This is a genomic window from Micromonospora noduli, from assembly GCF_003264365.1.
GTDB classification, from domain to species: Bacteria; Actinomycetota; Actinomycetes; order Mycobacteriales; family Micromonosporaceae; genus Micromonospora; species Micromonospora noduli.
The window spans coordinates 22,894-42,351 of sequence record NZ_PYAK01000054.1; the positions used below are offsets into that span (position 1 = coordinate 22,894).

Annotated in this window: 19 protein-coding genes and 2 pseudogenes; 17 read left to right on the forward strand and 4 right to left on the reverse strand. The window is 72.7% G+C overall.

Annotation, left to right across the window (positions count from 1 at the left end; translation table 11 throughout):
* Nucleotides 1-1,341 carry a hypothetical protein gene (locus tag GUI43_RS27360; protein WP_112700086.1) on the forward strand — a complete coding sequence of 447 codons (1,341 nt, stop codon included), beginning with the start codon at nucleotides 1-3 and terminating at the stop codon, nucleotides 1,339-1,341.
* A gap of 37 nt (nucleotides 1,342-1,378) precedes the next feature.
* Nucleotides 1,379-2,146 (forward strand): nucleotidyltransferase domain-containing protein, encoded by a 768-nt coding sequence (locus tag GUI43_RS27365; protein WP_112700087.1) that lies wholly within the window; start codon nucleotides 1,379-1,381, stop codon nucleotides 2,144-2,146.
* 26 nt (nucleotides 2,147-2,172) lie between these two features.
* Here the strand turns inward: GUI43_RS27365 and GUI43_RS27370 are convergent, their stop codons facing one another.
* Nucleotides 2,173-3,567 carry a dihydrolipoyl dehydrogenase family protein gene (locus tag GUI43_RS27370; protein WP_112700103.1) on the reverse strand — a complete coding sequence of 465 codons (1,395 nt, stop codon included), beginning with the start codon at nucleotides 3,565-3,567 and terminating at the stop codon, nucleotides 2,173-2,175.
* 274 nt (nucleotides 3,568-3,841) lie between these two features.
* Between GUI43_RS27370 and GUI43_RS27375 the strand changes: the two genes are divergently transcribed.
* Nucleotides 3,842-4,225: a hypothetical protein gene (locus GUI43_RS27375; protein WP_211326766.1), complete on the forward strand. Its 384-nt coding sequence runs from the start codon at nucleotides 3,842-3,844 to the stop codon at nucleotides 4,223-4,225.
* 85 nt (nucleotides 4,226-4,310) lie between these two features.
* On the opposite strand, the gene GUI43_RS27380 is transcribed toward GUI43_RS27375, so the two are convergent.
* The 3 genes and pseudogenes from GUI43_RS27380 to GUI43_RS35190 all read right to left on the reverse strand — a co-directional run.
* Nucleotides 4,311-6,023 (reverse strand): coiled-coil domain-containing protein, encoded by a 1,713-nt coding sequence (locus GUI43_RS27380; RefSeq protein WP_112700089.1) that lies wholly within the window; start codon nucleotides 6,021-6,023, stop codon nucleotides 4,311-4,313.
* Nucleotides 6,024-6,292: 269 nt separating this feature from the next.
* On the reverse strand, nucleotides 6,293-6,937 hold the full coding sequence (locus tag GUI43_RS35185; protein ID WP_428842231.1) for an SAM-dependent methyltransferase: 645 nt from the start codon (nucleotides 6,935-6,937) through the stop codon (nucleotides 6,293-6,295).
* Nucleotides 6,923-7,873: pseudogene (locus GUI43_RS35190) on the reverse strand (NAD(P)/FAD-dependent oxidoreductase); the annotation flags it as partial. The gene GUI43_RS35185 and the pseudogene GUI43_RS35190, both read right to left, overlap by 15 nt.
* 72 nt (nucleotides 7,874-7,945) lie before the next feature.
* On the opposite strand from GUI43_RS35190, the gene GUI43_RS27390 reads away from it, so the two are divergent.
* The 14 genes and pseudogenes from GUI43_RS27390 to GUI43_RS27455 form a co-directional block, all read left to right on the forward strand.
* Complete coding sequence (locus tag GUI43_RS27390) at nucleotides 7,946-8,542, forward strand: helix-turn-helix domain-containing protein (RefSeq protein WP_112700091.1); 597 nt, start codon at nucleotides 7,946-7,948, stop codon at nucleotides 8,540-8,542.
* 54 nt (nucleotides 8,543-8,596) lie between these two features.
* Nucleotides 8,597-9,460, forward strand: a complete 864-nt coding sequence (locus GUI43_RS27395) for an alpha/beta hydrolase (RefSeq protein WP_112700092.1) — start codon at nucleotides 8,597-8,599, stop codon at nucleotides 9,458-9,460.
* Nucleotides 9,461-9,469: 9 nt separating this feature from the next.
* Nucleotides 9,470-10,990 carry a hypothetical protein gene (locus GUI43_RS35050; RefSeq protein WP_346265204.1) on the forward strand — a complete coding sequence of 507 codons (1,521 nt, stop codon included), beginning with the start codon at nucleotides 9,470-9,472 and terminating at the stop codon, nucleotides 10,988-10,990.
* Between the two features lie 209 nt (nucleotides 10,991-11,199).
* The gene (locus GUI43_RS27405) at nucleotides 11,200-12,183 is read left to right on the forward strand and encodes a zinc-dependent alcohol dehydrogenase (protein ID WP_112589925.1); all 984 of its coding nucleotides are present in this window, start codon (nucleotides 11,200-11,202) and stop codon (nucleotides 12,181-12,183) included.
* A gap of 2 nt (nucleotides 12,184-12,185) precedes the next feature.
* Entirely contained in the window at nucleotides 12,186-12,584 is a 399-nt protein-coding gene (locus GUI43_RS27410; RefSeq protein ID WP_112700104.1) for a 6-pyruvoyl trahydropterin synthase family protein, read from the forward strand.
* Complete coding sequence (locus GUI43_RS27415; protein WP_112700093.1) at nucleotides 12,581-13,627, forward strand: glycosyltransferase family 4 protein; 1,047 nt, start codon at nucleotides 12,581-12,583, stop codon at nucleotides 13,625-13,627. The genes GUI43_RS27410 and GUI43_RS27415 overlap by 4 nt, the downstream gene beginning before the upstream one ends.
* The gene (locus GUI43_RS27420; protein WP_112700094.1) at nucleotides 13,624-14,442 is read left to right on the forward strand and encodes a class I SAM-dependent methyltransferase; all 819 of its coding nucleotides are present in this window, start codon (nucleotides 13,624-13,626) and stop codon (nucleotides 14,440-14,442) included. Before GUI43_RS27415 ends, GUI43_RS27420 begins: the two co-directional genes overlap by 4 nt.
* A gap of 66 nt (nucleotides 14,443-14,508) precedes the next feature.
* Nucleotides 14,509-15,447, forward strand: a complete 939-nt coding sequence (locus GUI43_RS27425) for a lysylphosphatidylglycerol synthase transmembrane domain-containing protein (protein ID WP_112700095.1) — start codon at nucleotides 14,509-14,511, stop codon at nucleotides 15,445-15,447.
* Between the two features lie 59 nt (nucleotides 15,448-15,506).
* Nucleotides 15,507-16,199, forward strand: coding sequence for a GTP cyclohydrolase II (locus GUI43_RS27430; protein WP_112589935.1), 693 nt, complete (start codon nucleotides 15,507-15,509; stop codon nucleotides 16,197-16,199).
* The gene (locus GUI43_RS27435; RefSeq protein WP_112700096.1) at nucleotides 16,196-16,915 is read left to right on the forward strand and encodes a RibD family protein; all 720 of its coding nucleotides are present in this window, start codon (nucleotides 16,196-16,198) and stop codon (nucleotides 16,913-16,915) included. The genes GUI43_RS27430 and GUI43_RS27435 overlap by 4 nt, the downstream gene beginning before the upstream one ends.
* Nucleotides 16,916-17,045: 130 nt before the next feature.
* Nucleotides 17,046-17,597, forward strand: a complete 552-nt coding sequence (locus tag GUI43_RS27440; protein ID WP_112700097.1) for a DinB family protein — start codon at nucleotides 17,046-17,048, stop codon at nucleotides 17,595-17,597.
* A 42-nt stretch (nucleotides 17,598-17,639) separates the two neighbouring features.
* Entirely contained in the window at nucleotides 17,640-18,452 is an 813-nt protein-coding gene (locus tag GUI43_RS27445) for a TetR/AcrR family transcriptional regulator C-terminal domain-containing protein (protein WP_112700098.1), read from the forward strand.
* Nucleotides 18,453-18,462: 10 nt separating this feature from the next.
* A complete protein-coding gene (locus GUI43_RS27450) occupies nucleotides 18,463-18,921 on the forward strand; it encodes a GNAT family N-acetyltransferase (RefSeq protein ID WP_211326767.1) in 459 nt (152 codons plus the stop codon).
* Nucleotides 18,922-19,023: 102 nt separating this feature from the next.
* Nucleotides 19,024-19,458: pseudogene (locus GUI43_RS27455) on the forward strand (Hsp70 family protein); the annotation flags it as partial.

The window sequence follows — 19,458 nt, forward strand, 5'->3', positions numbered from 1 at the left end:
ATGACAGCCGCTCCCACGCTGCTGGCACACGGCGTCGGCGGCCGCCAGGACCTGCCGATCACACTGCCGCAGCTTGTCGTCGCCGCAGCGCTGACCCTCGTCGTCACGTTCGTGGCACTGGGCCTGCTCTGGCGCGAACCCCGGCTCGACCGGGACGCCACCGGCGGTCGCCCGGTGCCGCGGTGGCTCGCCCGACTCGTCGACGCGCCCGCGTTCCGGTGGGCGCTGCGCGGGCTCGGCCTGCTCGCCACCGCCTGGTTCTGCCTCGGCCTGCTGGGCGGGCCGGACACCGCGGACAACCCGACCGCCGGCGCGCTCTATGTGCTGCTCTGGGTCGGGCTGGCCCCGCTGTCGCTGCTGCTCGGCCCGATCTGGCGGGCGGTCAACCCGCTGCGTACGGTGCACCTGCTCGCGGCGCTGGCGGCGCGGCGCGACCCGAACCGTGGGCTTCGTGAGCTGCCGGACAGCGTCGGTTGGTGGCCGGCCGCCGCCACCCTGTTCGGGTTCGTCTGGCTGGAACTGGTCGCCCCCGACCGGGCCACCCTGCCGGTCATCACCGCCTGGCTGGCCGGGTACGCGGTGGTCCTGCTCGCCGGCGCGGTGCTGTTCGGCGCCGGCTGGTTCGACCACGCCGACCCGTTCGAGGCGTACAGCACAGTGATCGGTCAGCTCGCCCCGCTCGGCCGGGCCGCCGACGGCGTGCTGGTCTGGCGCAACCCGCTCGACGGGATCGCCGGCCTGCGACCCCGCCCCGGGCTGGTCGCCGTGGTGATCGTGCTGCTCGGCTCGACAATGTACGACAGCCTCTCCAACGCGCCGGGCTGGTTGCGCTTCAGCCAGGAGAACGGCCTGCACCCGGCGGTCACCGGCAGCGCCGGCCTGAGCCTCGTCATCGCCGCCGTCGCGGTGGCCTACCTTGCCGCCACCGGTGCCGCGGCGCGCATCGGTCGCGCCGACGCCGCCGAGGCCCGGGGGGTGCCGGGCGAGATCGCCCACTCCATCGTGCCGATCGCGGTGGGGTACGTGGTCGCGCACTACTACTCGCTGCTGATCCTGGAGGGCCAGCGCACCGTCGCGTTGCTCTCCGACCCCCTGGGCACCGGCGCCAACTGGCTCGGCACCGTCGACTGGGAACCACAGACCACGCTGATCACGCCCTCCGGGGTGGCGACCCTCCAGATCACCGTCATCATCCTCGGGCACCTGCTCGGCACGCTGCTGGCCCACGACCGCGCCCTGTACCTGTTCCCCCGGGCCCGGGCGGTGGCCGGCCAACTACCCCTGCTGGCACTGATGGTCGCCTACACCGTCGCCGGTCTGCTGCTGCTCTACGCGGGGTAGCCCCGCCCGGGTGCCGACCCGTGCGTCATGATGGCCCGTGCACTCCGATCTTCAGCGCTACCTCGATGACCTCGTCAGCACCGCCAGCGACGTGCTCGGCGCCGAACTGGTCGGCGCGTACGCGGCCGGCTCGGTGGGGCTCGGGGCGTACCAGCCCGGTCGCAGCGACGTGGACGTGGCGCTGCTCAGCGCCGGACCGCTCACCGAGGCCGCCAAACGGACGTTGGTCGCCCGGCTGCGGCACGAGGCGCTGCCCTGCCCCGCGCGCGGACTGGAGTTGGTCGTCTACGACCGGGCGGTCGCCGCCTCCGGCACCCCGGAGCCCGGCTTCGAGGTCGAACTGAACACCGGGGCCGGCATGCCGTTCCGGCGCACCCTCGACCCCGCCGACCGCCCGGCCGCCGACGGCCGATTCTGGTACGGCCTCGATCGCAGCATCCTGCACCAGAGTGGACTCCCACTGCTCGGCCCGCCGGCGGGGGAGGCCTTCGCCGACCTCGCCCCGGCCGACCTGCGCCGACTGCTCATCGAGGCGCTGTCCTGGTGGCTCGCCCTGCCCACACCGCCGGACGACCAGCCCGCGCCCGGCACCGAGGACGCCGTGCTCGGCGCCTGCCGGTCGCTGGTGCGCCACCGCGACGGCGTCTGGTTGGCGAAGGTGGCCGCCGGTCAGCGGCTGATCGATGCCGGCGACCGGGCCGAGGTGATCCGTCTGGCGGTCGCCGCACGCCACGGTGGGCCGCCGCCCACCGGGGCCCAGGCCCGCGCCTTCCAACAACGGGTACGCGACGAGATCGCCGGATAGCGGTCGCCTGGGCGGGCCCTGCGCGCTCAGCGGACCGGGCGGGACTCCAGCGAGGCGAAGAGCAGGTTGAGACCCTCGGTCATGGTCGGGTGGGTGATGACCGCGTCCCGCAGTGCGGTCCACGGCATCCCGGCGAGCATGGCCAGCTGCACCGAGGTGATCACCTCACCGGCCTCGGCGCCGAGCAACGACGCACCGAGGATCCGGTCGGTGCTGGTGTCGATGACCGCCTTCCACATGCCCTGAGTCTGGCGCAGGGTGCGTGCGCGGGGGATGGCGGCGACCGGCAGGTGGGCGACCTGGATGTCGTACCCGGCGCGGCGCGCCTCGGTCTCGGTCAGCCCGACTCGCGCCAGCTCGGGGGTGGTGAAGACGGTGTACGGGATCAACCGGTCGGCGGTGCTGCGCTGGCCTCCGGCGAGGTTCGCCCGAATGATCCGGTAGTCGTCCAACGAGACGTGGGTGAACTGCGGGCTGCCGGCGACGTCCCCGGCCGCCCAGGTGCGCTCGGCGCTGGTGCACAGGTGCTCGTCGACCTCCACGAAGCCCCGCTCGCTGAGCCGTACGCCGGCCACGTCCAGGCCGAGCCCGTCGGTGACCGGTTCCCGGCCGGCCGCCACCAGCACGTCGTCCCCGATCACCGCGCTGCCGTCGTCCAGCGTCACCCGCAGCGAGCCGTCGGCCTCCCGGTCGACCCGCGCGACGGCGACACCCACCCGTACGTCGATGCCATCATCGAGGAAGACGCGCATCACCGCGTCGCTGATGTCGGGGTCCTCGCGGGTGAGCAGCCGTGGACCACCCTCGACCACCGTCACCGCGCTGCCGAACAGCGCGAACATCTGCGCGAACTCCACCCCGACGGTGCCGCCGCCGAGCACCACCAGCCGGGCCGGCAGCCGGTCCAGGTGCAGCAACTCGTCGCTGGTGAGCACCCCGGCCTCGGCCATCCCGGGCACCGACGGCAGATGGGGGCGGGTGCCCGTGTTGATCACCACGTCGCTGCCGCGCAGCAGTCGCTCGCCGCCGTCGGCGAGTGCCACCCGTACGGTTCGTGGGCCGACGAACTGGGCCTCGCCGATCACCAGGTGCAGACCGGAGTCGAGGAACTGCTGCCGGTTGGCGGCGACCATCCCCTCGACCACGTCCTGCTTGTGCGCGCGCAACAGGTCGATGTCGACCCGACCGCCCTCCACCGTCAGGCCGAGCGCCGACGCGTCCCGCAGCTGGCGGGCGGCCCGCGCGCTGGTCACCAGCGCCTTCGTCGGGATGCACGCGACGTTGATGCAGCTGCCGCCGATCATGCTGCGCTCGACCATGGCGACCCGCTGACCGGATCGGGCGACGTCCATGCTCAACGTTTTGCCGGCCTTGCCGCCACCGACGACGAGCAGGTCGAACTCCTCCGGTTGGTCGGTCACCGGGCGCTCCTCTCGGTCACCGGCCGGGCCGGCGGCCACCGCTGGTGCGCGGCGGCCAGCCCAGCCTGCCAGCTCAACCGGCTACGGCGACCCGGTTCCACGCAGAATCGCCCGCACCATGATCGGTTCATGAGAAGTAGATCGCCGTGCCGCCGTGGCGAGCCCGGTGAGGGATCATTGCTGGATGCCTGAACTCCCGCTGCGGTTCCGTGCACGGGTCCGCCATGAGCCTGATCGCTCGAACGCAGTGCTGGTCGAAGGACCCGAGGGGGAGGTGCTGGTCGGCGTCACCGGCAGCCTGAGGGAGGTGCGCACGGTGGCACGCGAGGGTGCCGCCCGCCTGTTCGGTGTGCCGACGGAACGAATCGCCGAGGATCACCTGGACTTGGCGATCCCTCAGCCGCCGTATGGGCGCGACGGGCAGTGGGTGCGAATCGTCTCGGCGGGTGAGTCCGCCGCGCCGGACGACGCCGTCGACCTCGGAGCGGCCGGACAGGCGCACTGGTTCGGCCACGAGGGCGCCTGGTTCGTCACCGTGGCCGGCTCCGGCACAGCCGTCCATCCCAGCGAGCACCTCGATTTCGCGCCCGTCCTCACCGACGATGAGGTCGCCGAGTTGCGGAGGTACCTCGACCGGTCAGCCCAGTCGCCCTCTTGAGTGGCCTGGTCATCGACCGACGACCGGCCGCCCGGCCCGGGCCCGTGCGGATCCGCTGCGGGCCCGGGTGCAACCGCGGCTGGGGTCAGTGCCGGGCGGCGCCGTTCTCGCTGACCGGCTGCCCGAAGGCCAGGAACGGTACGGGCGTCGGTGCGTCCGTGCCGATGTGCCGAGGGAAGGTCCGCTCGGCGTCGTCGACGCTGACCTCCCGGGCCGCCGTACGTTCGGACGTCGTCGACTCGTCCGCCACCGCCGGTGCGTCCGCATGCTCGTCGTTCGCCTGCTCCGCCGGGGCCCGGTCGCCATTGCCCTGTTCCACAGGGGTCAGGTCGGCGTAGCCGTTCTCGACCGGGCTCCGGTCGGCAGGTGCGGCGTTGAGCGGGGCGCGGTCGGTGGTGGCACGATCGGCGTCCGCGTCGTCCACTGTGGGTCGCTCCGCGGGGTGCCGGTCGCCACCGACGCGGTCGACGTTGAGCCGCTCGACGCCTACCCGCTCCGGGGCGAGCCGGTCGGCGCTGGAGCGGGAACCCACCATCGGGTACTCAGCGGTCTCCGTGCCGCCGGCTGCCGCCGCCATGACCGCGGCGGCGGCGAGGTCGGCCACCCGCTTCGCCTCCCGCTGTACGCGGGCGCGGACCTCCTTGGCGTGCCGCTCGGCGGAGTCCCCGGCCCGCCGGGCCTCGTCCAACCGGGCACTTTCGGCGGTCAGGTCCCGACGGACCTCGCTGAGTCGCTGCTGCATCCTGGACAGCTCGTTCTCCAGCGTCTCGCCCTCCTGGCGGATCTCGGCGAGCTGCTGGCGGCCGGTGTTCAGCTCGGCGTTCAGCTCGGCGGCCTCCTGCTGGCGCTCCTCAAGCTCCTTCTGCAGGGCGGCGAGCTGCTGCTGGTGGCTGGCGGCCTGCTCGTCGGCGCGGTTGCGCAGCTCGGTCACGTGCTGCTGCGCCTCGGCCAGCAGCGCGGCGATCTGCTGCTCGGTCGCGCTGCGCTCCTCGGCCAGCTCCTGCTCGGCGGCGGCCTGCTGTTCGGCGATGTCCTGCTCGGCGGCGGTACGCCGTTCGTTGACCTCTCGCTCCACGTTGGCCTGCCACTGGGCCATCTCCTGCTGGTGCTTGGAGCGGGCCGACTGGAGTTCCTGCTGGATCTGGGTACGGGCCGACTTCATCAGCGCGTCGGCGGCGACCCGGGTCTGGTTGAGCTGCTGCGCGCTCTGCTCGGTGATCCGCTTGGCCTCGTGCTGGGCGCGCTCGTGCGCGGCCTCACCGTCGGCCCGCAACTGTTCGGCGTGCTCGCGGATCGCTGTCAATTCGGCCTCGGCCAGGGTGCGCCGTTCCTCGTGCGCCTGCTCCTGCTCGGCCCGCCGGGCGGCCAGCTCCTCGGCCAGATCCTGGCGTGCCTGCGCGGCCCGCTCACGGGTGTCGGCGAGGATCCGCTCGGACTCGCTGCGCAGCTCGTTGGCCCGGTCGGTGGCCGACTCGGTGATGATGCCGGCCTGCTTCTCGGCGAGCGCCATGATCTCGCCGACCATCGGGCCCAGGTCATGGAACGAAGCGCGGTCCACCTGCACGGGTTGCTCCTGAAGCTCGGCCAGTTCGGCGCGCAGCCGCTGCACCTCGGCGGTCAGTTCACGGACGCGGACGGCGGAGCGCCCGTGCTCCCCGCTCAGCATCGCGATCTGGCCGTCCAGCTGCTCCAGGTGCCGGTCCACCTGGCGTTTGTCGTATCCGCGCAGGGCGAGCTCGAAGCTCGGCCGGGAGGCCGCATCGTCGCGTGCTGCGTGCGGCTCAGCGCCGATGGACATGCACCATCCTCCGTACGATCGGGGCGTCAGGGTCGGCGGTCGCCTGCCCCACGGGCCGTCAGTGTGGCGCAACGCTACCGCCGAGCGGACCTCATGCGAAGTCCTGCCCCACCACCTCTCGCGTTGCCGTCCCGCGTTGCCCCGATCCCGCGCCGATCATGGGCTCGTGGTGCCGGAAAGGTGATGCTCCACCACCTTTGTCATCCAGCACCACTCCATGATCGACGCAGGTCAACATGGGATCCGTAGCGCGACGTGGTCGCGCGAGGTCAGCGTCGGCGGGCCACCAGGACCGCGTCATGGAGGGTGATGTCCTCGCCGTTCTGGTTGGTGGCGAGGCGGGAACGTTCCTCCGCCGCCAGAACCTCCCAGTGGGCCGGCTCCAGATCGGCCGCCACCTCCTGCGCGGTGTACATCGCGTCCGGCATGTGCATCCGGTGCGCCAACCCCCACAGATCGGACGGGTGGTGCCCGACGATCAGCAGGACGCCACCGGGTGCCACCGCCGCGGCCAGCCGGCCGAACAACTCCCGCCGCTCCGCCGGCGGCAGGTGCATGAACTGCGCGGACACCAGGTCGTACGCCTCCTCGGTGGGCGGCTTGTCCCGTAGGTCGACGTGGGTGAACTCGATCCGATCACCCACTCCGGCGGCCTCGGCGTGCGCGGCGGCCCGGCTCAACGCCGTGGTGGAGATGTCCACCGCCGTCACCTGCCAGCCGCGCTCGGCCAACCACACCGCGTCGGCGCCCTCGCCGCTGCCCACGTCCAGGGCGCGCCCCGGGGCCAGGTCGGTGACCTCGGCGACCAGCTGCGGGTTCGGCCGGCCACTCCAGACCGAGGGGCGGGACTGGTAGCGCTCCTCCCACGCCGGCTCCTCGAACGTCGTGGCCACCAACTGCCGGTACGCGGACACCGCGTCGCGGGTCTCCTCGGCGATGAGATCGGCGTTGATCGCCGCCGCCGCGTTCAGGCCGGCCGCGGCGGACGTGATCACCTGACTGCGGATGTCGGCCAGGTTGCCCGCCACCCACACACCCGGGACGGTTGTCGCGCCGGTGGCGTCGGTCGGGATCTGGGCACCGATGACGTGCTCACCCATCGTCACCTCCTCCGGGGCCAGACCCAACCCCACCAGCACGTCGGCGCGGGGAGTCAGCCGCGTCGCCACCACGATCGCGTCGAGCGCCACCACCCGGCCGTCGGCGAGCCGTACGCCGGTCAGCGCGTCGTCGGTCACCTCCACCGCGGCGACCGGACCGGGCACCACCGCGATGCTGCGGGCGGCGAGCCGCTCGGCGGTCTCCGCGTCCAGCGCCGGGGACTCGTGCAGTAGGAGCAGCACGCTGGGGCTCCACTGTCGCCACATCTCGGCCTGGTGCACGCTCAGCGGGCTGGTCGCCAGGACGCCGATCCGGCGGTCCCGAACCTCCCAGCCGTGGCAGTACGGGCAGTGCAGCACGTCGCGACCCCACCGCTGGGCCAGGCCGGGCACGTCGGGCAGTTCGTCGGTCAGACCGGTGGTCACCAGCAGCCGGCGGGCCCGCACCGATTCCCCGCCGTCGAGGCTCAGCCGGAACCCGTCGTCGTCCCGGGTCGCGGCCTCCACCCGCCCGGTGCGGAACTGCCCGCCGTACCCGGCCACCTCCGCCCGGCCGATCGCGAGCAACTCGCCCGGCGGCGTCCCCTCCCGGCCGAGGTAGTTGTGTATCCGGTCGGCCGGCGCGTTGCGCGGCTCACCGGAGTCGATCACCAGCACCGACCGTCGGGCCCGGCTCAGCGCGAGGGCCCCGCTGAGCCCTGCGGCACCGCCACCCACCACCACCACGTCATATGTCTCGTCCACGGCTATATCTCCCTCTTGCTCTGTCGGCTGCGCCCACCATCCGTCGCCGTCGGCAAGGTGGCAACTATCCTTGCCGTTATGGCAAACGAGGACAGCGCCGCGCTGGCGGCCGTCGGCCCCCGGCTGCGTGCCCTACGTCACCAACGCGGGACCACGCTGACCCAGCTCGCCGACCTGACCGGCATCTCGGTGAGCACCCTGTCCCGGCTGGAGTCCGGTAGCCGTCGCCCCACCCTGGAGTTACTGCTCCCGCTGGCGAGGGCCTACCAGGTGGCGCTGGACGAACTGGTCGACGCCCCCGCCACCGGCGACCCCCGGGTACGCCCCAAACCGATCGTCATCCACGGCGTGACGTACCTGCCGCTGACCCGCCGACCGGGCGGTGTCCAGGCGTTCAAGCAGATCTTCCCGCCGGACCCGTCCGCCGGGGGCCGAATCCCGCAGGCCCACGAGGGGTACGAGTGGCTCTACGTGCTCTCCGGCCGGCTACGCCTGCTGCTCGGCGACCGTGATCTGACGCTGACCCCGGGGGAGGTTGCCGAGTTCGACACCCGCATTCCGCACCTCTTCTTCAACCCCGGCCCCGGCACCGCCGAAGCCATCAGCCTCTTCGGGCCGCAGGGGGAGCGGTTGCACGTCCGCGCCCGCCCCGCCGCGCCAGACAAGCAGCAGTGATCAACTCGGCTTCCATGACGGGTACGGCGGGGTCGTCGGTGCGAAGATGGCCTGATGATCGATGCGGCATCCCGAGGTTGGACCGACCGGGTCGAGCACCGCGACATCGTCGTCAACGAGGTCCCGGGCTTCCGCCCGCTGACGTTGGACCTTGCCGTGCCGGCCGGGGCCGCCACACCAGCCCCGGTCCTGGTGTGGATCCACGGTGGCGCGTGGTTGTTCGGCTCGCCCAAGCACCCGGCGGACTGGCTCATGGAAGTCGATCCCTTCACCGCCGCCATCCGCGCCGGATTCGCTGTCGCCTCCGCGCAGTACCGGCTCAGCGGCGAGGCGCACTTCCCCGCTCAACTCGACGACGTCAAGGCGGCGGTGCGCTGGCTGCGCCGACACGGCGACACGGTGGGGGTGGACCGCGAGCGGATCGGGGTGTGGGGTGAGTCGGCCGGTGGGCACCTGGCCTCGATGCTCGCGCTGACCGGAGACGACCAGGACGACACCGGCGTCCGGGCGGCGGTCTGCTGGTACGCGCCGTCGAACCTGTCGACCATGCAGTCGCAGGCACACCCGTCCGGAACGATCGACCACGACGCGGCGGACTCGCCCGAGTCACTGCTGATCGGCGCCCCGTTGGCCGAGAACCCGGGGCTGGGCCGGGCGGCCAGTCCGATCACCTACGTGACCGACCAGGCCCCACCCATGCTGCTGATCCACGGCGACCAGGACCTGGTCGTACCGGTGGGGCAGAGCGAAGAACTCGCCGCAGCGTTGACCGTGGCGGGTGCCGAGGTCGAGCTGTCGGTGGTGCAGGGGGCCGACCACTGTTTCGCCGGAGTGCCGCTGGAGCCGCTGATCCGCGACACCCTGACGTTCTTCACCCGGGTCCTCGCCCCCGACACCGGGGTGCTGCCGCCTCACTAGGGTGACCCGGTGACCGCCTACGACGTCGCCGTCAAACTTCCTGACATCGACCGGCTGCGGCAGCGCTGCAAGGCGTTGGCCGTGCTCGAGCGCATCATCGACGGCGGGGATCCCTACTACGCCTACACCTCGAACTGGGGCCCGGACGAGGCGGCGTCGATGAGCAACGGCAGCGGCGACGAGTGGGCCATCGTGTTCACCGCCGACGGCGCCTTCATCCGACTCTTCGATCATGAGTCGGCGATGTCGCCGTACTGTCATCCGGACCACGAGCTGTGGCCGGGCCTGGTCGACGGTGTACCGGAGGCGCTGCTTCCACAGGTGACGGAACCCGCCTTCTGCGACGAGGACGGGCAACTCGTCGCGACGACGGTGCTGTGGCGGCTGGCGGGGGACGATCGCTGGCACGCCGGGAACGGCATCGCCTTCCCACCACCGAGCGGGCCGTACGACGACAACGGCCCGGACGGGTCCGGGCTGCTCGACATCCTGTTCGACGACATCGTCGACCGTTTCGTCGAGTTCGCCGTCGGCTACTACGAGATGACTGTGGACCGGGCGGCAGTCGAGCACATCGTCGCCCATCGACCGCTCACCGACACCGTGACAAGGGCTCTGAATCCGCAGCTCACCGTCGCCGGCCTGCGGGTGGACCTCACCGAGATCGGCTACCCGATCGCCGGGGACGGTGCCGCGACGGTAGAGGTCGGACCTCATGGCGCGTTCTCCGCGAACAGCGTGGGACTGGACCGCGCGCCCTTCCCGTTGAGCTTCGGCGTTCGCGAGACAGGCGGCTCCTGGTTGGTGACCGCGACCGCGGCGAAGGTCGCCGAGCTGGCCGACGTGCTCATGCTCGCCGGGAACGACACCATCATGGTTGTCGGCCTGGAGACCAACAGCTTCCTGGATGAGGAGTATCAGCAGTGGCGGCCGTCGCGGATCGCGGCGGAGCAGGGCGTCAGCTTCGAGGTGCACCAGGTCGCTGCGCTGGCGGCCGGGGTCGTCGGCCTCAGCGAAGAGGCCCTGCTGATCCGCTGGGAGCAGCTGCCCCGGTTCCTGGCCGGCTGGTACCCCTACGAGCTGACACTTGTCGACGTGCCCGGTACGCCTTCCGCCGCACGGGTCGACGAGATGATCGTGGTCATCGGAACGGCCACGTACGACGAGCCGGTCCTCCCCGCGCTGGCAGGCTCACGCCTGCTGTTCTCCGGGCACGACGACTGCTACGTGGCTGTCGAAACGACGGACGGCGCGGTACCCGCGGCGGTCCTCGGCCGGCTCCTGGCCTTGCTGGTCGGCTCGGCGCTTGTCGACACCACGATGGTGGAGGTGACGGCGCCCGACGTCGAGACCGTGCGGAGGCTGATCGAGGAGAGCCGGCATTGGATCGGCGAGTTGGGCGTCGCGACGCCGGGCTCGGTGACTGTCAATCTGCACGCCACGTCCGAATCGTGGCGGCTCGGCCAGTCGGTCCCGAAGCAGGTCGACCGCAGGATGGTCTACGACGTCGCGAGCAGGGCCTGGCGCTGACCGAGGTGGTTGCGCCACTGCCGAATCAGTGACGTCGACCGTCGTGGTCGTCGGGTGACGTGCCGTGAGCGCCGGACCCGAATGGCGGTCCCTGCCGGCGGGCTTCGAACTGTGCGCGCCGACCTTCCGTGTTTATGATCGACAACCCCCGACCGGGGATCCGACATGGCCGATCGGTTCGGCCCGGAGCAGAGCTGAGGTGCGCGACGGTGATCCGCGAGGCGTACGCCTGCTGGGTGCGCGAACCCGGCGTGGCCGAGATCCAGCCGGTGTCGCTGAGCGCCCCGGGCCCCGACGAGGTGCTGGTCCGGGCCCGCTACTCCGGGGTCAGCCGGGGCACCGAGACGCTGGTGTTCGCCGGCCGGGTGCCCGCCGACCAGTACGCCTCGATGCGCGCGCCGTTTCAGGAGGGCGAGTTCCCCGGCCCGGTGAAGTACGGCTACCTCAGCGTCGGCGTGGTCGAGCAGGGCCCGCCGGAGCTGCTCGGGCGGACGGTGTTCTGCCTGCACCCGCACCAGAGCGCGTACGTCGTGCCGGTGAGTGCGGTGGTGCCGGTGCCGGAGGGGGTGCCGGCCGCTCGAGCGGTGCTCGCCGGCACTGTGGAGACCGCCGTCAACGCGCTGTGGGACGCGGCGCCGCTGGTCGGTGACCGGGTCACCGTGATCGGCGCGGGCATGGTGGGCTGCTGCGTCGCGGCGCTGCTGGCCCGGTTCCCCGGCGTGCACGTCGAGTTGGTCGACACCGACGCGCGCAGGGCTGGCGTGGCCGGGGCCCTCGGCGTCGACTTCGCCAACCCGGCCGACGCCCGCGGTGACCGGGACCTGGTCGTGCACGCCAGCGCCACCGCCGCCGGCCTGCAACAGTCGCTGGACCTGCTCGCTCCGGAGGGCACCGTCATCGAGCTGAGCTGGTACGGCGACCGCCCGGTGCAGGTGTCACTGGGCGGTGCGTTCCACTCCGGTCGACTCAGCGTGCGCAGCAGCCAGGTCGGCATGGTGGCACCCGCTCGACGGGGACGGCGCAGTTACGCCGACCGGCTGGCGCTCGCCCTGGACCTGCTCGACGACCCGGCCTTCGACGCGTTGATCACCGGCGCGTCGCGCTTCGCGGAGCTGCCCGACGTGCTCGCGAGACTGACCTCGGGCGACCTGCCCGCGCTCTGCCACCTCATCACCTACGAAGACGGAGAGTGACCGTGTTCAGCGTGACCGTTCGGGACCACATGATGATCGCCCACAGTTTCCGAGGCGAGGTGTTCGGGCCCGCCCAACGGCTGCACGGCGCGACGTTCGTGGTGGACGCGACGTTCCGCCGGCCTGACCTGGACGCCGACGGGATCGTGGTGGACATCGGCCTGGCCACCGAGCAGCTGCGGGCCGTGCTGAGCGAGCTGACCTACCGCAACCTCGACGACGAGGCGGCCTTCGCCGGGGTGAACACCACCACGGAGGTGCTGGCCCGTACGGTCGCGGACCGGCTGGTCGAGCGGGTGCACGCCGGTGAGCTGGGCGCGGGGGCGCGCGAGCTGACCGGCATCACCGTCACCCTGCACGAGTCGCACATCGCCTGGGCGAGCTACGAGCGGTCGTTGTGACCGATGCGGGCCGGGCGGTGCACGTCGTCCTGCCCGGTGACATCGACGATCCGGCCACGCCCAGCGGCGGCAACTCCTACGACCGGCGGATCTGCGTGGGGCTGGGCGAGCGCGGCTGGTCGGTGCACGAGCATCCGGTGCCCGGCGCGTGGCCGCACCCCGACCCGGCCGAGCGGGCGGCGCTGGGCGGGGTGCTCGCCGCCGCGCCCGACGACGCCGTGGTGCTGGTCGACGGCCTGATCGCCTCGGCAGTGCCGGACCTGCTCGCCCCGCACGCCCGTCGGCTGCGCCTGGTGCTCCTGGTGCACCTGCCGCTGGACGACGAGCCGGAGGCCTGCGCCCTGGCCACCGCCCGGGCCGTCGTCACTACCAGCGAATGGACCCGCCGTGCCCTGCTGGCCCGCCACCCGGCCCTCGCCGGCCGGGTCCGGGCCGCGCCGCCCGGGGTGCGGCCCGCGCCGCCCGCGCCCGGCTCGGTGTCCGGCGGCCGGTTGCTCTGCGTCGCGGCGGTCACCCACCACAAGGGGTACGACGTGCTGGTCGACGCGTTGGCCACGCTGGTCGGCCGGTCCTGGACGATGGTCTGTGCGGGCACCCTGGCCCGGGAACCGGATCTCGTGCACCGGCTGCGCGACCGGTTGACCGGAGCGGGCCTCACCGAGCGGGTGCGCCTGGTCGGCCCGCTGACCGGCGCGGCGTTGGACGACGCGTACGCCGCCGCCGACCTGCTGGTGCTGCCGTCGAGAGGCGAGACGTACGGCATGGTCGTCACCGAGGCGCTGGCCCGCGGCCTGCCGGTGTTGACCACCGAGGTGGGCGGGCTGCCGGAGGCGCTCGGTCACGCGCCCGGCGGTGAGCGTCCGGGGCTACTGGTTCCACCCGGTGACCCGGCGGCGCTGGCCGCCGCGCTGATCCGCTGGCTGGACGACGACGCGCTGCGCGCCCGGCTGCGGCGTGCCGCTCTCGCCCGGCGCGACACCCTGACCGACTGGCCGGTGACCACCGCGTTGCTGGCCGGCGTGCTGAAGGAGGTGGCGGAATGACCGCCGAGGAGACCCTGCCGTTCGCCGACTGGCTGCGGTTGCGTGAGCCGGCCGACGCGGCGGCGCGCGCCGAGGACCTGCTGGATGCCGTCCGGGCCCGGTTGACCGGGGACGCCCCGACGGTGATCCACGACCTGGGTAGCGGCACCGGGTCGATGAGTCGGTGGCTGGCCACCCGGCTGCCCGGGCCACAGCACTGGGTGCTGCACGACCGGGACGCCGACCTGCTGGACCGGGCCGCCGAGGGCATGAGGGGGGTGACCGCCGCCGACGGCGCCCCGGTCACCGTCCACACCCGCTGCGGCGACCTCACCCGGCTGACCGCCGCCGACCTCGCCGACGGTTCCCTGGTCACCGCGTCCGCGCTGCTGGACATGCTCACCGCGGAGGAGGTCGAACGGGTGGCGGCCGCCTGCGTCGGCCGACCAGCCCTTTTCGCCATCTCGGTGACCGGGCGGGTCCGGTTCACCCCGGCCGACCCGCTCGACGAGGCGGTCGAGGCCGCGTTCAACGACCACCAGCGGCGTACCGTCGAGGGCCGGCGGCTGCTCGGCCCGGATGCCGTCGCCGCCACCGCCGCCGCGTTCGCCCGGCGCGGCGTCGACGTGCGGGAACGGCCCAGCCCGTGGCGTCTGGGCCCGGAGCAGGCCGACCTGACCGCCGAATGGTTCCGAGGGTGGCTCGGGGCCGCCTGCGAGCAGCGCCCGGACCTGGCCGGGTCCGCCCAGGCGTACGCCCGCCGCCGGTTGGCCGACGCGGCGGCCGGCCGACTCACCGTGCTGGTCGAACACACTGACCTCCTCGCCGGTGGATGAACCGTTCACGCCCTGGGTACGTGCACTAGGGCAAGTGGACGATCTTCAAAGGGGAGGCCGGCGCCGATGTTCTGGGCCTGGGCACGAGTGGTCGGCGGGGTGGGTCTGCTCGCCGTCCTGCTGTGGCAGGTGGGCAGCGGCCCGTTCCTCGCCGGAGTACGACTGATCGACGCGTCAGCGTTGGCTGCGGCGCTGGTCATCGGGGTGCTCACCACGGTCTGCGCGGCGTGGCGCTGGAGCCTGGTCGCCGGCGGCCTCGGCGTACGCCTGCCGCTGGCGACCGCTGTGGCGCACTGCTACCGGGCCGTGTTCCTCAACGCCACCCTGCCCGGCGGGGTGCTCGGCGACGTGCACCGGGCGGTACGCCACGGCCGCGACGCCGGTGACGTGAGCCGGGGCATCCGCGCGGTGGTCTGGGAGCGTGCCGCCGGGCAGGTGGTCCTGGTCGGGGTCGCGCTGGTGGTGCTCGCCGCCTTCCCGTCCCCGGTACGGCCGTACCTGCCGGTGGCCGCCGCGCTGCTCGTCGCCGGCGGGCTGGTCGTCGTGCTGTTGGCGCGGGTCCTTCCGAACGGTGGCGGGTCGCGCTGGGCGACGGCACTGCGTACCGCCGTTGCGGACGTACGGTCGGGGCTGCTGGCGCGGCGCACCTGGTTCGGCGTGCTGGTCGCCTCGGCCGTGATGGTCGCCGGCCACCTGGCCACCTTCCTGGTGGCGGCGCGCACCGCCGGATCGGACGCCCCGCTGTCCCGACTGCTGCCGTTGACGCTGCTCGCCCTACTCGCCATGGGCCTACCGTTGAACGTGGCCGGCTTCGGGCCGCGTGAGGGGGTGGCGGCGTGGGTGTTCGGCGCGGCCGGTCTCAGCGCGGCCGAGGGTGTCGCCACCGCCACCGTCTACGGTGCACTGGTGTTGGTGGCCAGCCTGCCCGGCGCCGTCGTGCTGCTGGTCCGTCGGCGTCGAATTCCGGTCGCCGCCCGGGAAGCGAGCTCCGGCGGCGGCTGTTGAAGTCGGTTGTGAGACGGTACGCGTCGCCGGACGGCGGTGGCGCCGGACGAAGGAGTCCCATGCCCGAAGCATTGCCGGTTGCCACGATCCGCACGCAGGTCACGGTGCCGCTGGCGTTCCCAGACGGCTACACCACGACCGCCCGGGTGTTCACCTTCAAGGGCCTGGTGGACGGTCGGGAGCACCTGGCCCTCGGCCTCGGCGACTGGGCCGGCGCCCTGGACCGGCTCGCCGTCGGGGGAGAGGCCCCGCTGGTCCGTCCGCACAGCGAGTGCCTGACCGGCGACGTGTTCGGCAGCCAACGCTGCGACTGCGGCCCGCAACTGCGCGAGGCGGTGCAGCGGATCGCCGAGACCGGCGGTTTCCTGCTCTACCTGCGACAGGAGGGCCGTGGCATCGGCCTGTACGCCAAACTCGACGCGTACGCGTTGCAGGACGCCGGGTTGGACACCTACCAGGCCAACGTCGCGTTGGGCCGGGGCGAGGACGAGCGGGACTACACCGCCGCCGCGCAGATGCTGGCCACGTTGGGTGTGCCGCGGGTCCGACTGCTGAGCAGCAACCCGGACAAGGCCGAGCAGTTGACCCGGCTGGGCGTGGACGTGGCCGAACGGGTGCTCACCAGCGTCTTCCTCTCGCCGGCCAACGCCGACTACCTGGCGGCGAAGGCGGCCAAGGCGGCGGAGGTCGAGGCGGCCGAGGCGGCGGATGCGCTCGCGGGCCGTGCTCCTGAGCGGCCCGTCTCCCGATGAGCTGGCGGCCGGGGCCGACGCGGCCGTACGTGCTGCTGAGTTGTGCCGCCTCCATCGACGGGTACATCGACGACGCCTCCGAGCAGCGGTTACTGCTGTCCAACGAGGAGGACCTGGACCGCGTCGACGCGGTCCGGGCCAGCTGCGATGCCATCCTGGTCGGCGCTGGAACCGTCCGACGAGACGACCCTCGGCTGCTGGTGCGCTCCCCGAGCCGCCGGGCCGAGCGGGTGGCGGCCGGTCGGCCGGCGTCGCCCACCAAGGTCACCCTGACCGCTCAGGGCGACCTCGACCCGACCGCCCGCTTCTTCACCGCCGGCGATTCGGCCCGCCTCGTCTACTGCGCCACCGGCGCGCTGGAGAAGACCGAGGAGCGGGTCGGCCGACTGGCCACCGTGATCGACGCGGGTGAGCCCGTCGACCCGGGGTGGCTGCTGACCGACCTGGCCGCCCGGGGCGTACAGCGGCTGATGGTGGAGGGCGGCGGGACGGTGCACGCTCAGTTCCTCGCCGCCGGTCTCGCCGACGAACTGCACCTGGTGGTCGCCCCGTTCTTCGTCGGTGACGGCCGGGCGCCCCGGTTCGTCGGCGAGGGTCGCTTTCCCTGGCACCCGGGTCGCCGCGCCCGCCTGGCCGAGGCCCGCCAGATCGGCGACGTGGTCCTGCTCCGCTACGCCCTTTCCGACCTCTGCCCCACCGACCCCGCCCGCGACTAACGGTTGATCATGAGGTTGGCGGGTGATTCGATCTCCGCAGAACCCGCCAACCCCATGATCAACCCGACCGGGTGGGGTGGGGTGGGGTTATTTTGTGGACGGTGGGGGTTGGGTCGGACAGGATTTCCGGATGTCCGTACCGAGCCTGACTTTGCTGCGCTGGCAGTTCGACCTGACGTGGTCGCTGTTCGAGTACCACCTTGAGCGACTCGAACCCGCGGACTTCCTCTGGGAGCCGGCCGACCACTGCTGGTCGGTGCGGCAGGGCACCGACGGCACCTGGACCCCGGACTGGGCCGACACCGAACCAGACCCGGTCCCGGTGCCGACGATCGGCTGGCTCACCTGGCACGTCGGCTGGTGGTGGACAGTGGCGATGGACCATCTCCGGGGTGGATCAGCGCGGCAGCGCACGGCGGTTGTCTTCCCCGGTGCGGGCGAGCCCAGCGTCGCCTGGCTGCGTGACCTGCGCACCGAATGGCTCGGCCTGCTCGACCAGCTCGGCGACAGCGACCTCGACCGCATCGCGACGTTCCCCTGGCCGGAGGGAACCGACCACACCGTCACCCACACGATCGGTTGGGTCAACTCGGAGCTGATGAAGAACATCGCGGAGATCGGTCAGCTCCGGCTGCTCCGCGCCGCACGGACCGATCGGTACGGCCCGGCTGCTCGACAGTAGTACTTTCGTCACACGGAGTGCCGTGACGAAACCGGAGGCGGCGTGCTCAGTGCCCGGTGTGTCGAGTGCGAGGCGGACCTGCCCGTCGGCGCCGGCCGGGGACGCCCGCGCCGCTACTGCTCCCGACGCTGCCAGGCCCGCGCGTACCGCAGGCGTCGCGAGCACGGCCCCACCAGCACCCCGCGTCGGATTCGGGACCTGCCCGCGGCGACCGGCGGCGACCCGCGCCACCGGTTGGTCGCCCTCGCTGTCGAGCTGGCGGACGCCGGGGGCCTGGACGCCGTCTCCCTGCGGGTCCTCGCCCAACGCGGCGGCCTGCCCGCCCACGCCGTGTACCGGCACGTCCGGAACCGGGCCGACCTCCTCGCCGCGATGGCCGAGCGGATAACCGCCACCCGCCCGCCCGGCACCGCGCCACTACCGCGCGATCCGCGCCAACGGCTCGAACGGCTGGCCGGCGACGAATGGGCGATGTATCGCCGCCACCCCTGGCTGCTGGCCATCCTCGCCACCGACCGGCCGCCGACCGGGCCGGCGGTACTCGCCATGGTCGACCGGGTGGTGGCGGCATTCACCAGCGCCGGATTCGAACCGGCCGAGGCATTCCGCGCGTACCTGGCGCTCAGCGGCTACATCCAGGGCATGGCCCTGCTCATCCGGCGTGACCCCGAGGACACCACCTACCACGCCTGGTGGTCGGCGACCCTCACCCGGCTGGAGCGGACCGGCCGTACCCGGGACCGGCCCTGGCTGGCCGCGGCCGGGCAGACCAGACCCGACACCGACCTGGACACCTGGTTTCTGTTCGGCCTGCGCGGGCTGCTCGACGGCCTGTTGCACAGCCCCGCTCGGTAGGGTGGCCGGCGTGCCGCGACTGGTGAAAGTCACTAAAGACAATGTGGAGGCCGCGTGCCGGGTCAGCGTGCGGCCCGACCAGGAAAAGTTCTCGTCTCCGGTCGCCTGGTCCCTCGCCGAGGCGTACGCGCAGCCCGAGATCGCGTGGCCGCGTCTGATCGTCGAGGATGACGAGATCGTCGGCTTCCTGATGGGCTTCTTCGACATCGTGTGGGATCCGGCCCAACCGGACGACAGGCGCTCGGGGCTGTGGCGGCTGAACATCGCCGCCGAGCACCAGGGCCGGGGGTTCGGCCGCTTCGCGGTACAGGCCGTCCGCGACGAGGCCCGCCGACGGGGGCATGACCGCGTCTACACGACGTGGGAGCCGGGGCCGGACGGCCCGGAGCAGTTCTACCTGAAACTCGGGTTCCAGCTGACCGGGGAGACCAGCGAGGGCGAGGTGGTGGGCGTCCACTCCACCCACTGACCGGACGCCACCGACCACCCCGGACCGAGTGATCAGCGGTGCGGCGGGGCCTGCGTACGATGCGGGGTCGAGTTTCCCTCGTCGCGGCGGAGGTATCGGGCAATGGCAGGCCAGCACGAGGGTTTCGCTCTCGGCATCGACCTCGGCACGTCCAACACCGTCGCGGTGCTGCGCTGGCCGGACGGGCGGACCCGTCCGCTGCTGATGGACGGTCAACCGCTCAGTCCGTCCGCCGTCTACGCCGACCCGGACGGCACCCTGCACACCGGCTGGGACGCCCGCCGGTTGGCGCAGGCCGACCCGGCCCGGTTCGAGGCGAACCCGAAGCGTCGGGTGGACGAGCCGACAGTGCAGCTCGGTGACCGCGCGTACCCGCCGGCCGACCTGCTCGCCGCGGTGCTGGCGGCGGTGGGCCGGGCGGCGGTGGGCGCTGTGGGTTTCCTGCCGCCGGCCGTGGTCACCTGCCCGGCCGCCTGGGACGCGACGCGGCGGCAGGTCCTCGCCGACGCGCTGCTGCGGGCGGGCTGGCCGCAGGCG